Raw genomic sequence first — 15,761 nt, 5'->3', positions numbered from 1 at the left:
GGCGCGGGATTCACAATGGGGAGGCGGCGGCCAAGTCATGGCCGCCGCTCTTAAGTCGCTTAGCAGCTGCTGTTGCGGTCGATCGCGCGGCCAGCCAGGGCGCCGGCGCCAGCGCCGACGACGGTGCCGGTGGTGCGATCGCCGCGGGTGTCGACTGCGCGGCCCAGCAGGGCACCGGCAACGCCGCCCAGCAGCAGGCCGGTGGTGCCGCCCGACTTGCGGCAGCGATAGTCACCGCGATAGCCGCGACGGTCGGAATAGCGACCATGGTCATAATGGCGGTCGCCACGGTGTCAGCCACGGTCATGGCCGCGGGCGAAGGAGGTCGCCGGAACGGCGGTGGCGACGGTTGCAGTCGCCAGGGCCATGGCGATCAGGCTCTTCTTGAAGTTCATGGGTCATCTCCTCGACCTGTTTATCTCTGGTACGAGGCTGTTCTGCCACCGGCTGGCTGGCAACATCCTGAACCGGCACGTTATCTGTCGTTCAGGAAAGGCGCTGGGCATGAAAAAGGGCCGGTTCCTAGGGAAGAGCCGGCCCCTGTCAGAAAAAAGACTCAGGCAATGCTGCGATCAGACGTGGCAGGCCTGCGCCGACTTGCCGGGAACGGTGATCGTCACGTCGTTGCCCGATCCCTTGACCTCATAACCACCTTCGGCGGTGAAGGGCTGGCCGGCTTCGGCCGCCTTCAGCATGGTGGGCGCGCCATTCTTTTCGGTGCGCAGGATCGCGCTCTTGTCGTCGCTCATATAGTCGACGAAGAACAGGCTGTTGTCCTTGCAGCGGAACTGCTTGTTGGCCTTGACCGACGGCGGCAGCTCGACCGGCGCGGCGTTGGCAAGCTGGGCAGCCATCGGATCGGCGGGGCCGCCGACGACTTCGGGTTCGTCACTCTTGTTGCAGGCCGACAGCATGGTCAGGCCGGCAACGGCGATGAGGGGGAGATAATATTTCATAGCGATCCTTTTATGTGCGCTTGCAACATTGTGCGTCAACGCAAAACTGCCCGAATTCCGCCACGCCTGTGCAGCGACGTCATGACGTTTGCGTGACAGCGGCGGGATTGACCCACTATTGAGCGGCCTTAGGTCTGCTGCCATGTCATCCGCGCTTGACCCCGTGGACAGGGGCGGTCAATGCAGGCGCATGGCTGAGGAAAATACCCCGCAAAAGGATCTGTCCCAATTGTCGTTCGAGGATGCGCTGCGCGCACTCGAATCGATCGTCCGCCGGCTGGAAAGCGGCGATGTTCCGCTCGATGAGTCGATCTCGCTCTATGCCCAGGGTGAAGAACTGCGCAAGCGCTGCACCGAGCGGCTGCAGGCGGCCGAGGCGCGCATCAGCAAGCTGACCGTCGATGCCGGCGGCGCCATCACCGGCGCCCAGCCGTTCGGCGCGGATTGACCCACTGCATGGAACGGAGCGCGGCAGGCGCGCTGGTCGCCGCCCGTGCGGCAACGGTCGCGGCCGATATCGACCGGGCGTTCGACGCGCTGCTGGCGATCCCCGACGATCCGCGCCATCGCCTCTATGAAGCGATGCGCCATGCCGCGATTGGGGGTGGCAAGCGGCTGCGGCCGCTGCTGGTGCAGGCGACTTGCGACCTGTTCAACATTTCCCGCGAATCCGCGCTGCGCGTCGGCCTCGCGATCGAATGCATCCATGTCTATTCGCTGGTGCATGACGATCTGCCGGCGATGGACGATGACGATATGCGGCGCGGCAAGCCGACCGTTCACAAGGCGTTCGACGAAGCGACCGCGATCCTGGCCGGTGACTGCCTGCACGATCTCGCCTTCGAAATCCTCGCCGACGAACAGACCCATCCCGATGCCTTCGTCCGCATCGACCTCGTAAAGGCGCTCGCCGTCGCCAGCGGCCCGGCCGGCATGGCGGGCGGGCAGATGATGGACCTGGAGGCGGAAAAGACCCGCTTCGATCTCGCCACCGTCACCCGGCTGCAAAATCTCAAGACCGGCGCGCTGATCGGCTTCTGCGTCGATGCCGCCGCCATCATGGCGCGCATCCCGGTCGAAGCGCGCACTGGTCTGCACGGCTATGCCCGCGACATCGGCCTTGCCTTCCAGATTGCCGACGACCTGCTCGATGTGGAGGGCGACGCGGCCCTCGCCGGCAAGGCGCTGGGCAAGGATGCCGCCGCCGGCAAGGAAACCTTCGTCTCGCTCCTGGGGGTAGACCGGGCGCGGGAACAGGGGCGTCTGCTCGTTGAACAGGCCAAGGCGCACCTGCACGGCCATGGCGCGGAGGCGGACCTGCTGCGCGCTATTGCCGACTATATTGTGGAGAGGGACCGCTAGATCATGAGCAAGTCGCGTATCGGTGTCTATCCCGGCACCTTCGATCCCATCACCCTTGGCCATATGGACATCATCCGCCGCGGCGCGAAGCTGGTCGACAAGCTGGTGATCGGCGTCACCACCAACATCAGCAAGTCGCCGATGTTTTCCGATGAGGAACGGCTGGACATGGTTCGCCGCGAATGTGCGGACATCGACACTGAAATCGTCGTCACCGGCTTCAACTCGCTGTTGATGGACTTTGCCGAATCGCAGGGGGCCAGCGTCATCATCCGGGGCCTGCGCGCCGTCGCCGACTTCGAATATGAATATCAGATGGCGGGCATGAACCAGCAGATCAACAGCCGGGTCGAAACCGTCTTCCTGATGGCCGACGTCTCGTTGCAGCCGATCGCGTCGCGTCTGGTCAAGGAAATCGCCCTCTATGGCGGGCCGATCCACAAGTTCGTCAGCCCCGCCGTGCGCGAGGAGGTGGAGGCGCGGGTTGCCGCGCTTGGCCTCAAGGGGCAGGGCTAGTGGATTGATTTTGACATTTGCACCCTTTGGCGGCTGGGATCAGTCTGCAAATGTCAAAATCGTAAAATCCACTAGAATCAGAATCTTCTAGTGGTCCACGAAGATTCTGACATTTGGATACGCCGGTCGGGCAAACGGTGCCAAATGTCAGAATCGGACCACTAGGAACGGGTTGCCTTCATTGTTGCCGTCTCGTTTCAGCCCGCGTTCAGTTGCCAATCCCGATCAGGGCGCTATCAGGACGGCTTGACCTTCCCGGGCAAGATCTAAGGAAAGCTTATTCGCATGCGTTTCACTTCCGCGCTCAAGACCGTGGCGATCGGTTTCGCCCTCACCGCGTCCAGCGTGGCCTTCGCCCAGGGTGGCGGCGGTGGCGGCGGCGGTGCCGAGGAAATGAAGAAGGCGGAGACCGCTGCGAAGGCGGAGCAGAATGCCAAGTCGCTGGGCGCCCAGCTGACGCCGCAACTGCCGCCGGCGACCATTCCGGCCGACCCGCAGAATATCTGGGATCTCGACCTGTCGAGCGGCGGCCGCGTGCGCATTCAGCTGCGCCCGGACATCGCCCCCAATCATGTCGAGCGGATCAAGGAACTGACCCGCCAGGGCTTCTACAATGGCCTGAAGTTCCACCGCGTCATCCCCGGCTTCATGGCCCAGGGCGGCGATCCCAAGGGCGACGGCACCGGCGGTTCGACGCTGCCCGACCTCAAGGCCGAGTTCAACCCGATGCCGCATCTGCGCGGCACCTTGTCGATGGCCCGCGCCCAGAGCGAAGACAGCGCCAACAGCCAGTTCTTCATCGTGCTGCTGCCGCGCATGCAGCTCGACAAGAAATATACCGTCTTCGGTCGCGTGATCGAAGGCATGCAATATGTCGACGCGATCCATGAGGGCGAGCCGCCGGCCGACCCGACCGTGATCCTGCAGGCCTCGATCGAGAGCGACGGCAAGCCGCCGGTGCTGGCACCGCCGCCCCCGCCGCCGGCGCCCGAACCTGCGGCCCTGCCGTCGAAGAAGCCGGCTGCCCCGGCCAAGAAGCCGGCCCCCAAGAAGAAGTGAGCTTGCGCCCGGAAGGGCCATCGTCATGCGTGTAGACCTGTTCGATTTCGATCTGCCGGCGGAGAATATCGCCCTCCGCCCGGCCAGCCCGCGCGATTCGGCGCGCCTTCTGCTCGTGCCCGGTGACGGCGCGATGGAGGATCGCATCGTGCGCGACCTGCCATCGCTGCTGCGCGCGGGCGATGTGCTGGTCTTCAACGACACCCGCGTCATTCCCGCCCAGCTCGAAGGGATGCGGGGCGAGGCACGGATCGGCGCGACCCTGCACAAGCGGCTGGGCCTGCGCCAGTGGCAGGCCTTCCTGCGCAATGCCAAGCGGGTGCGTGATGGCGACCGGATCGATTTCGGTGCCGGCGTCACTGCGATCGCCGGCCCGCGCGACGAGGATGGCGGCGTCACCCTCGATTTCGAGGGCGAGGAACCGGTCGAGATTCTGCTGGAACGGGCCGGGCGCATGCCGCTGCCGCCCTATATCGCCAGCAAGCGCGCCACCGACGAGCGTGACCGCAGCGATTACCAGACCATGTTCGCGCGCGAGGATGGCGCGGTCGCTGCCCCCACCGCCGCGCTGCACTTCACGCCCGACCTCACCGCCGCACTGGCGCAGGCCGGCGTGCTGACCGAAACGCTGACCCTGCATGTCGGCGCGGGCACCTTCCTGCCGGTCAAGGCGGACGATACCGACGACCATCGCATGCATGCCGAGTGGGGCCGGATCGATCAGGACACGGCCGATCGCCTGAACGCCGCGCGCGCGGCCGGCGGCCGGATCATCGCGGTCGGCACCACTTCGCTGCGCCTGCTGGAAAGCGCGACCGGTGAGGATGGCGTGATCCGCTCCTTCGCCGACGAAACCCGCATCTTCATCACGCCCGGCTACCGCTTCCGCGCGATCGACGGGCTGATGACCAATTTTCACCTGCCCAAATCGACCCTGTTCATGCTGGTAAGTGCCTTGATGGGCCGCGATCGGATGCAGCAGGTCTACGCCCATGCGATCGCCACCGGCTATCGCTTCTACAGCTATGGGGACTCTTCGCTGCTGCTGCCGTGACGGCGATCGGTCATTGATCCGCTCGTTTGACGCAGGCGATGCTGCCGACAATGTCGGTGCGGGTGCCGCGGTTGCAGTGCCAGGACGGGTCATCCTGCAATGTCGGCGGATGGTCCTTGGCGGCCGAACGATAATGGGCATTATATAGCCAGATCAGCGCGGGGCGGCCGTTTATGGCATGGGCGCGCAATATTGCGTTCGGATCGGCCCTGCGGTCCACGACCAGCGGTTCCACTGGCAGGTCCATTCCGGCCCGTGTCAGGAAATAGCCGCCGATGGCCGCAAGCGATGCGCGATCCATGATCTTTGCCGAGGGCGAATCCCATAGGAACAGGACGCGGTCGGGCCGTTCCGCGCGGATGAAGTCGCTGCCCTGTTCATAGCCGTAGATCGTTCGGTCGCCCAGTTCGGTCCGCATCAGCGTTGGGTTGAGGACGGGCACCATGAAGGCGAAAGCCATGCCCAGTGCGGCATGAACGGGACGCGGCGTGCGCTGGATCAACAGGGTCAGGCCCAGCATCGCGCTTGGCACCAGTGGCACCAGATAACGGTCGGTCAGGGACGGCTGGAATAGGCTGACCAGGATCGCAATGGCAAAGCCGATTACCGCCGTCAGTGCCGTCAGCGGCAACGGGTCGCTGCCGCTCGATAGGATATCGGATTGCCGGCGCCGCATATGGATCGTCGCGACGATGACAAGCGCGATGACCGCGAACAGGGCGACGATATTCTGCGCGCCCAGGACGAAGGCCAGGTTGAGCATCGCTCGGGACAGGCTGGTAGGATCATACCAGGCGACATCGTCGCGCGCATAGTCTGCCAGCCGGGGCAGATGATAGGCGAACCAGCCAAGGCCCGGTGTCGCCACGATCATCGCCGGCCACATCCGCGCCAGGTTCAGGCGATGTCGGTACAGCAGCACCAGTATCTGGCCCAGGATCAGGACGGCGGCATAATAATGGGTGAGGAACATCAGTGTTCCAAGCCCGACCCAGAGCATCGCCCAGCGCAGCGTCAATCGCTCAAGCAGATGCGCGACGGTCAGGCAGGATGCGGTCGACAGCATCATCATCAGGCCATAGCCGCGTGCGTCCACCATGATGCCCAGATTGGGCGGCCACAGAAAGAGGAGGGCGGCCCATGTCCAGGCGCCGGTGCGACCGAGCGTGCGCGGGCGCCAGAGCAGCGGCAACAGGGCGGCGGCGAGGACGAACAGGATGGAGGGGAGGCGCAGCATCAGATTGCTGTCGCCGAACAGCGTCACCCAGCCTGTCAGCAGCAGATAATAGAGTGGCGGATTGCAATCGAGCCAGGCCTCGCGCCAGAAGGACGACCAGTCCGGTCGCGTCGCGATCATCCCGCTCCAGGTTTCATCGAGCCACAATGGGGTCGTGTTCGCCAAGCTTAAGCGCATGCCGACCAGATAGAGGGCGCCAAGGAGGAAGAAACTGCCGGTCAGCAGGATGATCGGTGTCGCGGGCAACCGGCGCGCGGCGGAAGTTTCGGGCAAGATCGGATCCTCGGATGAATTGCGAGGACAGTGATTTGCCATGGTTAATATATGGATAAGTGAAGGCGGGCTTCGTGGTCGGGGGTGGTGTCGCGGCCAGCGAGGATGGTGTGATCCGCCCTTTCGCCGAGGAAAGCCGCACCTTGGTCGCGTGGCGCTATCGGTTCATTCCTCGCTGCTGCTGCCGCAAGGTTGAACCTGGTGGCTAGAAGGCCTCCGCAATCCCGACATAGACGGCATGATCGTCCTTTCCCGCCGCAAGGTCGACGCGCAACTGTACGTCATTGCTGCGGAAAGGGCGATAGCGCAGGCCTATGCCGCCGGCCGGCAGCAGCTTGCCCTTGTCGATGATCGTGCCGGCCGATGGCGCGATGCCGCCCAGCCCGACAAAGGCGGTCGCGCCCCAGCGGCCGCTGACATGCTGGCGCCATTCGGCCTGCGTCGCCCAACTGGCCTTGTCGCGATAGCGACCGGTGACATAGCCGCGCAGATCGTTGTTCGCGCCGAACAGGCACAGATCATAATAAGGGGCGTTGCCCCCGGCGGCACATAGCGCGCCCCGCAGTGCGATCACCGTGCCAGAGCCGATCGGCAGATAGGCGTTGGCGGCCATCTGCAACTTGTCATGGCTATAACTGTCGCCCAGGGCGCGCAGACCGAACAGCCAATTGGCGCTCAACATCATGCCGCGATGCGGTTGGGTCGCGCTGTCGCGCGTATCATAGGCAAAGCTGGGGCCGATCGCGGACAGGTTGCTGTTCATGGCGTCGAGCGGCGGCGCCGGCAAGGATTCTGCCTCCGCCTCTTTCAGCCGCGCGTCGGTGGTGCGCAGGCGATAGCGGATGCCGGCATAGCCGCGCGGGAAGACGCGCATCAACGCCTGGAGGTCGATGTTCAACTGCTTGCTGTCGATCTCGCGATGGATACCGTCATCGCCCGCAGCCGCGCCGATCCCATAATAGTCGTTGCGATCGTCGATATAGGAGAGGCTGGCGCTGAAGCGCAGCCGATCCTTGTCGAACGACATGGAATGAAAGGCGCCGACGCCCCTGGTCCCGCGCGAGGTATAGATGATGCCGCCAGCGCTGATCCACTGCTGGGGCGCGGCATTGGGATTGTAGAAGGCGATGGCACCGGCGGCGAGGCCGGTGCCGGTTGCCGGATTGGACAGCGGCACGGGCGCGAAGAGGATCTGGGGCTTGCGGGTGGGGGAGGCTGCAGTCCTGCCTTCGGCGGGCAGGGCGCGTGACAGGCTGTTCGCGTCGGTCTCGCTCTGAGCCATTGCCATGCCCGCTGACAGGCAGGGGACGGACGTAAGCGCCACGCATCCGAGGCGATAGCGCCGGATCATGCCGGGGCCTGTGGGAGAGGCGGGCGGATGGCCATGCGCTATCCATCCCTCATCTCCGGCAGAGGAGCCATCGGGACAAACACTGAAGCATGGCCGGCGATCTTGCGCAGCTTCAAGGCAAAGCCGTCGAATTGCGCCGTGACATTCGGGGGAATGCGATCGGACGGATGCAGGGCAGGGCATGCGTAAGCAACTGAAATGGCGATGTCCCCACATGTCGATCGCTTTGCGCTCTCGCCTGACTATCGTCATGGAAAGCCGGCGTCGGCCGGTCACCACTAGGGATAATCCCTGAGCCATGCCGGTGTTTCGCCCGATGGCTACCGGCCCCGGAAACGGGACATGCTGCCCCCGATACATTGAGGGGGTCATATGGCCAATCTGGCGGAATTTCTGGACAAGCTGCCCATCCTGCTGGTCGGGCTGCTGATGCTGGCAACGATGATGCTGACGGCGGCAGCCGGCTATGTCCTGCGGCGGCGTGTGCGGTTGCTGCTGACGCACAAGGGCGCCACGGAAGAAAATGGGGCGGAAGGCTATATCGTCTCTGCCGTGATCGGTCTGGTTGCGCTGCTGCTGGGCTTCACCTTCGCACTGGCAGTTGGCCGGTTCGAAACGCGCCGGGCGCTGGTGCTGCAGGAAGCCAACGCCATCGGCACCAGCTATTTGCGGGTCCAGGGCCTGCCCGAACCGCATCGCACGCGGATGTCGCAGATATTGGTCAACTACACCAATAATCGCGTCGAACTGGGCACGGCCAGCCCCGACAAGATGGCGCCCTTGATCGTCGCCAGCGATAGGTTGCTGGTCGAGCTATGGGCCGGCACGCTGGCGGCGACCGACACGATCGGCAATTCCGCGCTGGCCTCCTCGCTCCATTCGACCGTCAACGAAGTGATCGACATGGACAGCTCGCGTAAGGCGGCGCGCAAGGTCCGGGTGCCGGGCGAGGTGTTCCTGGCGCTGTGGCTCTATATCGCGGTGACCGCGGGGATGCTGGGCTATGCCCGGTCGGAAACACAGGGGCGGATGCTGGCGGGCATATTATTCCTGCTCTTCACCATGTCCTACATGTTGATTATCGATATCGACCGGCCGGCGGGCGGCAATATCGTCGAAAGCCAGGGGCCGATGATCGAACTGCGCGAGACGCTGAAACAGCAACCGCCCGGCACCTTCGACATCTGGCGCAAGCCGGTCGCGGCGCCAGCGCCTTAGAGTCTGTTTGAGAATGCGCCATCCGGCGCATTCCGGCACCAGCCCGCTCCCCCTCCCGGCCACCCATAGAATACTGCCGTTGGGTGGCCGGGAGGGGGAGCGGGCTGGCACCGTATCGGAAATCGCGCTTTCGCGATGTCTCAACCACTCTCTTAGATGTTGCCAAACGCCATTGCCAACGCGCGAAGCATCGGCGGTGGCGTGTCGCGCAGGGGAATGGCGCGCGGGCCATGGAGCAGGCCGATCGTCCGGCGCTCGCCAAAGTCGCGCAGCGCCGCGCGCGCCATGCCGGGCCATTGATAGCCCAGCGGCATCACCGTGACGCCCAGGCCGGCCGCCACCATCTGCATCACCCGCTCGTCATTGGTCGACCGATAGGCAAAATGCGGGCGGATGCCGCGATCGACGAAATAGCGGCTGGTCGCCGACAGCGCCTCGCAATGACGGCGCACGATCATCGTTTCGCCCGCCAGTTCCTCCGCCGCGATCGTCTCGCGCCCGGCCAGACGGTGATCGGCGGGCAGGGCCAGGCCATAGCCTTCCTCTGCCAGTGGCCGCGCCGCATAACGCTCTTCCGCGCCCGGCCGCACCAGGGTCAGCGCCACGTCGATCCGCTCGGCATCCAAGCGCCCGAGCAGTTCGCGCTCCGATCCTGGAATAAACTCCACCCGGCCGCGCGCCTCGGCCGGGCAGGCGGCGACCGCTGCCGCCACCGGCGCGCCGGCGATGCTGGTCAGCAGGCCGATGCGCAGCGTCTGGATTTCGGCCGTCTGCGCGCCCGCCTGTTCGGCCAGGTTGAACTCGCGCTCGATCCGCCGCGCGTGGCTCAGCAGGCGACTGCCGGCCTCGGTCAGTTCGACCCGCTGGTTGCTACGCAGGAACAAGGGCGCGCCGACCGCCTGTTCCAGCTTGGCGATGCCGACCGACAGGGTCGGTTGCGACACCAGGCAATGCGCCGCCGCACGGGAGAAATTGCCCTGGTCCACGACCGCCAGGAAATAGCGCAGCAGATAACGTTCGATCATAGATGGAAACTATACACTCCTGCCCGTGGTTTCAATTTTTCCCTTGCAGCGTTCAGGACTAGGGTGCGGCGCAGGAGAGATGCCAATGACCGACTTCGATTTCGCGCTGGGCGAGCATGCGGACATGATCCGCGAAAGCACCGCCCGTTTCGCCGCCGATCATATCGCCCCGCTGGCGGCGGAGATCGATGCCAAGGACTGGTTCCCCCGCGACCTGTGGCCCGCCATGGGCGCGCTTGGCCTGCACGGCATCACCGTGGACGAGGCGGATGGCGGCCTGGGCCTGGGCTATCTGGAGCATGTGGTGGCGCAGGAGGAAGTGGCACGAGCCTCCGCCTCCATAGGTCTCAGCTATGGCGCGCATTCAAACCTCTGCGTCAACCAGATCCGTCGCTGGGGCAATGACGCGCAGAAGGCGCGCTATCTGCCCAAGCTGATTTCCGGCGAGCATGTCGGCAGCCTTGCCATGTCGGAGGCCGGTGCCGGGTCCGATGTCGTGTCGATGAAGCTGAAGGCCGAGAAGAAGGGCGATCGCTACGTCCTCAACGGCACGAAATTCTGGATCACCAACGCGACCGAGGCGGACACGCTGGTCGTCTATGCCAAGACCGGCGAGGGCTCCAAGGGCATCACGACCTTCCTGATCGAGAAGGGCTTTGCCGGCTTCTCGATCGGCCAGAAGATCGACAAGGTCGGCATGCGCGGCAGTCCGACCGCCGAACTGGTGTTCGACGATTGCGAAGTGCCGGAAGAAAATATCATGGGGCCGCTGAACGGTGGCGCTGGCGTGCTGATGTCGGGCCTCGACTATGAGCGCACCGTGCTTGCCGGCATCCAGCTCGGCATCATGCAGGCCTGTCTCGACACGGTGCTGCCCTATGTTCGCGAGCGCAGGCAGTTCGGCAAGCCGATCGGTGCCTTCCAGCTGATGCAGGCCAAGGTCGCCGACATGTATGTCGCGCTCAACAGCGCGCGCGCCTATGTCTATGCCGTGGCGCGCGCCTGCGACGCGGGCAAGACCACCCGTTTCGATGCCGCCGGCGCGATCCTGCTGGCGAGCGAGAATGCGATGAAGGTCGCGCTGGAAGCGGTGCAGGCGCTGGGCGGCGCGGGCTATACCAGGGACTGGCCGGTCGAACGCTATATGCGCGACGCCAAGCTGCTCGACATCGGCGCCGGCACCAATGAAATCCGCCGCATGCTGATTGGCCGCGAACTGATCGGCGCGTGAGGAGTCTGTCTGCAAATGCGCGAAAGAGCGCATTTGGCCGCACCGGCCCACACCCCCACCCGGCCACCCACGACAGTATCCTGGTTGGGTGGTCGGGTGGGGGTGTGGGCCGGCACCGTTTTTCCCTAAATCAAGTCCGCCCCACGAACAGGAAGCCGACCGCCGCCATGATGCAGGCAAAGGCGGCCGCGTGGCGCCAGTGGAGCGGTTCGCCCAGCACGGTCACCATGAAGATGCCGAAGATCACGAGGGCGATGGCTTCCTGCGCGATCTTGAGTTGTCCGGCGGACCAGCCATGGGCAAAGCCGATGCGGTTGGCGGGCACCGCCAGGCAATATTCGACGAAGGCGATCGCCCAGCTGATCAGGATGACCAGCATCAGCGGTTTGTTCATGCCGCCCTTGAGGTGCCAGTACCAGGCGGTGGTCATGAACAGGTTGGAGAGGATGAGAAGGATGATGGTGGGCATATCTGCTCTGTGGCACGCGGACGCCGGGAAGGCGAGGGCATGAGCGCACCGGTTCTGGACAGCAAGCTGTTACCCGATGGCGAGGGCTTCCGCGCCAATGCTGTGCATAATCGCGCGCTGGCGGAAGAATTGCGCACCAGGGTTGCCGACGCGGCGCTGGGCGGATCGCCGGCCGCGCGCGACAAGCATACCGGTCGTGGCAAGCTGCTTCCGCGTGATCGCGTCGAGCGGCTGCTCGATCCCGGTTCGCCTTTCCTGGAGATCGGCCAGCTCGCCGCCAATGGCCAATATGGTGATGAGGTGCCGGGCGCGGGCATGATCGCCGGCATCGGCCGGGTGTCGGGGCGACAGGTGATGATCGCCTGCAACGACGCCACGGTGAAGGGCGGCACTTACTATCCCGTCACGGTGAAGAAGCATCTGCGCGCGCAGGAAATCGCGCTCGAAAACCGGCTGCCCTGCGTCTATCTGGTCGACAGCGGCGGCGCCAACCTGCCCAACCAGGCGGAGGTCTTTCCCGACCGCGACCATTTTGGCCGCATCTTCTACAATCAGGCGAACCTGTCGGCGCGCGGCATTCCGCAGATCGCCTGCGTCATGGGCAGTTGCACCGCCGGTGGCGCCTATGTCCCGGCCATGTCGGACGAAACGGTGATCGTCCGCAACCAGGGCACCATCTTCCTCGCCGGCCCGCCGCTGGTGCAGGCGGCGACGGGCGAGGTCATCAGCGCCGAGGATCTGGGCGGCGGCGACCTGCATGGCCGCAAGTCCGGCGTGGTCGATCATGTCGCGGACAATGACGAGCATGCGCTGTCGATCGTGCGCGACATCGTCTCGACCCTGCAGCCCGACCGCCAGAGCGACCTCAACCTGCGCGACCCGCGTCCGCCCAAGTTCGATCCGGCCGATCTCTATGGCATCATCCCCCAGGATGTGCGCGCCCCCTATGATGTGCGCGAAGTGATCGCGCGGATCGTCGACGGCAGCGAATTTCACGAGTTCAAGCCGCTCTACGGCACCACGCTCGTCTGCGGCTTCGCCCATATCTGGGGCATGCCGGTCGCGATCCTGGCGAACAATGGCGTGCTGTTCAGCGAAAGCGCGCAGAAGGGCGCCCATTTCATCGAACTGGCCTGCCAGCGGCGCATTCCGCTGCTGTTCCTCCAGAATATCTCCGGCTTCATGGTCGGTGGCAAATATGAGGCGGAGGGGATCGCCAAACATGGCGCCAAGCTGGTGACGGCGGTGGCCACGGCGCAGGTGCCCAAGATCACCGTGCTGATCGGCGGCAGCTTCGGCGCGGGCAATTATGGCATGTGTGGCCGCGCCTATCAGCCGCGTTTCCTCTTCACCTGGCCCAATGCCCGCATCAGCGTGATGGGTGGCGAGCAGGCGGCGAGCGTGCTGGCGACCGTCCACCGCGACGCCGCCAAATGGACGCCGGAAGAGGCCGAAGCCTTCAAGGCGCCGGTGCGCCAGAAATATGAGGATGAAGGTAATCCCTATTTCGCGACGTCGCGCCTGTGGGACGATGGCGTGATCGACCCGGCCCAGACACGGGATGTGCTCGGGCTGGCCTTCGCCGCCGCCTTGAACGCGCCGGTGGACGAACGCGCGCAATTTGGCGTGTTCCGGATGTGATCATTCCTCCCCGGCACGGGGAGGGGGACCGCTCGCCGGAGGCGAGTGGTGGAGGGGCAGGAGCCTTTGAGAGTGAGAGATGATATGATCGACCACAGCAGGCAAATCTCGCAGGATATCGGCGGCCGCTATGCGCAGCACCGTAACGCCTTGCGCCGTCAACCAATGGGTTCGGGCTGCATCATGGCGCAGGGCATCAGGCCCGTCATGGCTGCTGCCGTCGACTTCGATGGCCAGTCGAACGACCGCGCAGTAGAAATCCAGGATATAGATGCCGGCTGGATGCTGACGACGGAATTTGAAGCCGTTCGGGCGCTGGCGCAGCGCCTGCCACAACAGCCCTTCCGGCAGGGTCATCTGGCGGCGCAATTCACGCGCGCGCTTCACCGTTCGGCCTGGTCCGGTCAACATGGCGCCTGCCCCTCCACCGTGCTTCGCACGGTCCCCCTCCCCGTGCCGGGGAGGAATGCACTATGATCCAATCCCTCCTCATTGCCAATCGGGGCGAAATTGCCTGTCGGGTGATCCGCACCGCGCGGCGGCTGGGTATCCGCACGATCGCGGTCTATTCCGATGCTGACGCCGACGCGCTGCATGTGCGCGAAGCGGATGAGGCGGTGCATATCGGCCCGTCGCCGGTGCGCGAATCCTACCTGGTCGGTGACCGGATCATCGCGACAGCGAAAGCGACAGGCGCGCAGGCGATTCATCCCGGCTATGGCTTCCTGTCGGAAAATGCCGAATTCGCGCAGGCGGTGATCGACGCGGGGCTGATCTGGGTCGGCCCCAACCCGTCCTCCATCACCGCCATGGGCCTGAAGGATGCGGCCAAGAAACTGATGCAGGATGCCGGCGTGCCCACCACGCCGGGCTATCTGGGCGAAGACCAGTCACCCGAGCGGCTGGCGGCGGAGGCCGACGCGGTCGGCTATCCTGTCCTCATCAAGGCGGTCGCCGGTGGCGGTGGCAAGGGCATGCGCAAGGTCGATGCCGCGGCCGACTTCGCCGATGCCTTGCTGTCCTGCCGGCGCGAGGCGGCGTCCAGCTTCGGCAATGACCAGGTGCTGCTGGAAAAATGGATCACCAATCCGCGCCATATCGAGGTGCAGGTGTTCGGCGACAAGCATGGCCATGTCGTCCATCTGTTCGAGCGCGACTGTTCGCTCCAGCGCCGCCACCAGAAGGTGATCGAGGAAGCACCCGCACCCGGCATGGATGAGGCGACCCGCGCGGCCGTGTGCCAGGCAGCAGTCAATGCGGCCAAGGCGGTCGACTATGTCGGCGCCGGCACGATCGAGTTCATCGCCGACGGATCGGGCGGGCTGCGTGCCGACCGCATCTGGTTCATGGAAATGAACACCCGGCTTCAGGTCGAACATCCCGTGACCGAGGAGATCACCGGCCAGGATCTGGTCGAATGGCAGTTGCGCGTCGCGTCGGGCGAACCGCTGCCACGGACGCAGGATCAACTGTCGATCAATGGCTGGGCGATGGAGGCGCGCCTCTATGCTGAGGATCCGGCCAAGGGCTTCCTGCCCTCGATCGGCACGCTCGAGACGTTCGAACTGGGCGGCGGTGCGCGCATCGATACCGGCGTCGAGGAAGGGGCGGCCATTTCGCCCTATTATGATCCGATGATCGCCAAGGTCATCGCCCATGGCGACACGCGCGACGCGGCGCGGCTGCGGCTGGCGGCGGCGCTTGATGAGACGGTGATCTGGCCGCTGCGCACCAATGCGGGCTTTCTGGTCAAGGCGCTGGAGAATGCGGATTTCGCGGCGGCCCGGCTCGACACCGGCCTGATCGCGCGGGAGGGCGACGCGCTGTTGCCGCCGGCTGATCCGTCCGACGCGGCACTGGCCGACGCGGCAGCGGCGCTGACGCCGGGCGGGGCGCTGGCTGGCTTCCGCCTCAATGCGCCGGTCCGGGCGGAAGCGAATTTCCTGCTGAACGGCCATCCCCATGCGGTGCGCTATGATCCGCGTCTGGGCGACGTCCGGCCGCTGGAGGATGTGCTGATTGCCGAGGGCGGGCAGGTCTGGGAAATGACCCCCTGGCGTGTTGCCGGTGGCGCCGGTGGCGCGGCATCCGACGGCGCGATCCTGTCGCCCATGCCCGGCCGCATCATTGCCGTGGCGGTGACGGCCGGGCAGGCGGTGACCAAGGGGCAGAAGCTGCTGACGCTCGAAGCGATGAAGATGGAGCATAGCCTGGTCGCGCCGTTCGATGGCGTGGTCGCAGACCTGAACGCGGCCGAGGGCGGCCAGGTGAGCGAGGGCGTATTGCTGGCCCGGATCGATCAGGCCGAGGGCTGAGCCGATCCGGCTCCATGGAATGATAATTGCACTAATGTGCATATTTATATAGAG

General features: G+C 65.0%; 15 protein-coding genes and 1 pseudogene. 9 read left to right on the top strand and 7 right to left on the bottom strand.

The features are described 5' to 3' along the window. Positions 1–59 precede the first annotated feature (59 nt). Positions 60–395 (bottom strand): annotated as a pseudogene (locus E5554_RS19785) (glycine zipper 2TM domain-containing protein). 177 nt (positions 396–572) lie between these two features. Beyond that, the gene (locus tag E5554_RS19780) at positions 573–956 is read right to left on the bottom strand and encodes a hypothetical protein (RefSeq protein WP_004211213.1); all 384 of its coding nucleotides are present in this window, start codon (positions 954–956) and stop codon (positions 573–575) included. 190 nt (positions 957–1,146) lie between these two features. Between E5554_RS19780 and E5554_RS19775 the strand changes: the two genes are divergently transcribed. The 5 genes from E5554_RS19775 (at position 1,147) to queA (ending at position 4,947) form a co-directional block, all read left to right on the top strand. Further along, positions 1,147–1,404, top strand: a complete 258-nt coding sequence (locus tag E5554_RS19775) for an exodeoxyribonuclease VII small subunit (RefSeq protein ID WP_004211214.1) — start codon at positions 1,147–1,149, stop codon at positions 1,402–1,404. Between the two features lie 8 nt (positions 1,405–1,412). Beyond that, the gene (locus tag E5554_RS19770; protein WP_004211215.1) at positions 1,413–2,318 is read left to right on the top strand and encodes a farnesyl diphosphate synthase; all 906 of its coding nucleotides are present in this window, start codon (positions 1,413–1,415) and stop codon (positions 2,316–2,318) included. A gap of 3 nt (positions 2,319–2,321) precedes the next feature. Beyond that, positions 2,322–2,834: a pantetheine-phosphate adenylyltransferase gene (gene coaD / locus E5554_RS19765; RefSeq protein ID WP_010337450.1), complete on the top strand. Its 513-nt coding sequence runs from the start codon at positions 2,322–2,324 to the stop codon at positions 2,832–2,834. Between the two features lie 285 nt (positions 2,835–3,119). Further along, on the top strand, positions 3,120–3,893 hold the full coding sequence (locus E5554_RS19760; RefSeq protein WP_004211219.1) for a peptidylprolyl isomerase: 774 nt from the start codon (positions 3,120–3,122) through the stop codon (positions 3,891–3,893). A 25-nt stretch (positions 3,894–3,918) separates the two neighbouring features. Further along, the gene (queA, locus tag E5554_RS19755; RefSeq protein WP_136187836.1) at positions 3,919–4,947 is read left to right on the top strand and encodes a tRNA preQ1(34) S-adenosylmethionine ribosyltransferase-isomerase QueA; all 1,029 of its coding nucleotides are present in this window, start codon (positions 3,919–3,921) and stop codon (positions 4,945–4,947) included. Positions 4,948–4,957: 10 nt separating this feature from the next. Here the strand turns inward: queA and E5554_RS19750 are convergent, their stop codons facing one another. Together E5554_RS19750 and E5554_RS19745 are read right to left on the bottom strand one after the other, a co-directional pair. Then, the gene (locus tag E5554_RS19750; protein WP_168708742.1) at positions 4,958–6,457 is read right to left on the bottom strand and encodes a glycosyltransferase family 39 protein; all 1,500 of its coding nucleotides are present in this window, start codon (positions 6,455–6,457) and stop codon (positions 4,958–4,960) included. Positions 6,458–6,662: 205 nt separating this feature from the next. Then, a complete protein-coding gene (locus tag E5554_RS19745; RefSeq protein ID WP_247594311.1) occupies positions 6,663–7,739 on the bottom strand; it encodes a BamA/TamA family outer membrane protein in 1,077 nt (358 codons plus the stop codon). 441 nt (positions 7,740–8,180) lie between these two features. Between E5554_RS19745 and E5554_RS19740 the strand changes: the two genes are divergently transcribed. Next, on the top strand, positions 8,181–9,026 hold the full coding sequence (locus E5554_RS19740) for a DUF4239 domain-containing protein (RefSeq protein ID WP_136187833.1): 846 nt from the start codon (positions 8,181–8,183) through the stop codon (positions 9,024–9,026). 152 nt (positions 9,027–9,178) lie between these two features. Here E5554_RS19740 and E5554_RS19735 read toward each other — a convergent pair whose 3' ends face one another. Continuing rightward, the gene (locus tag E5554_RS19735) at positions 9,179–10,051 is read right to left on the bottom strand and encodes a LysR family transcriptional regulator (RefSeq protein WP_136187832.1); all 873 of its coding nucleotides are present in this window, start codon (positions 10,049–10,051) and stop codon (positions 9,179–9,181) included. A gap of 85 nt (positions 10,052–10,136) precedes the next feature. Here E5554_RS19735 and E5554_RS19730 point away from each other — a divergent pair, with 85 nt between their 5' ends. After that, positions 10,137–11,282, top strand: a complete 1,146-nt coding sequence (locus E5554_RS19730) for an isovaleryl-CoA dehydrogenase (RefSeq protein WP_004211231.1) — start codon at positions 10,137–10,139, stop codon at positions 11,280–11,282. Between the two features lie 130 nt (positions 11,283–11,412). On the opposite strand, the gene E5554_RS19725 is transcribed toward E5554_RS19730, so the two are convergent. After that, positions 11,413–11,751, bottom strand: a complete 339-nt coding sequence (locus E5554_RS19725; RefSeq protein WP_017499869.1) for a DMT family protein — start codon at positions 11,749–11,751, stop codon at positions 11,413–11,415. Positions 11,752–11,790: 39 nt separating this feature from the next. Here E5554_RS19725 and E5554_RS19720 point away from each other — a divergent pair, with 39 nt between their 5' ends. After that, entirely contained in the window at positions 11,791–13,392 is a 1,602-nt protein-coding gene (locus E5554_RS19720; protein WP_136187831.1) for a carboxyl transferase domain-containing protein, read from the top strand. On the opposite strand, the gene E5554_RS19715 is transcribed toward E5554_RS19720, so the two are convergent. Beyond that, on the bottom strand, positions 13,393–13,749 hold the full coding sequence (locus E5554_RS19715) for an endonuclease domain-containing protein (RefSeq protein WP_313737313.1): 357 nt from the start codon (positions 13,747–13,749) through the stop codon (positions 13,393–13,395). Between the two features lie 116 nt (positions 13,750–13,865). Here E5554_RS19715 and E5554_RS19710 point away from each other — a divergent pair, with 116 nt between their 5' ends. Then, positions 13,866–15,707 (top strand): acetyl/propionyl/methylcrotonyl-CoA carboxylase subunit alpha, encoded by a 1,842-nt coding sequence (locus tag E5554_RS19710; protein WP_136187830.1) that lies wholly within the window; start codon positions 13,866–13,868, stop codon positions 15,705–15,707. Positions 15,708–15,761 lie beyond the last annotated feature (54 nt).

This window comes from Sphingobium sp. PAMC28499 (assembly GCF_004795815.1).
GTDB lineage: Bacteria > Pseudomonadota > Alphaproteobacteria > Sphingomonadales > Sphingomonadaceae > Sphingobium > Sphingobium yanoikuyae.
The sequence above is the reverse complement of the archived record's forward strand: the minus strand, read 5'-3'. Positions and strand labels throughout refer to the sequence as shown.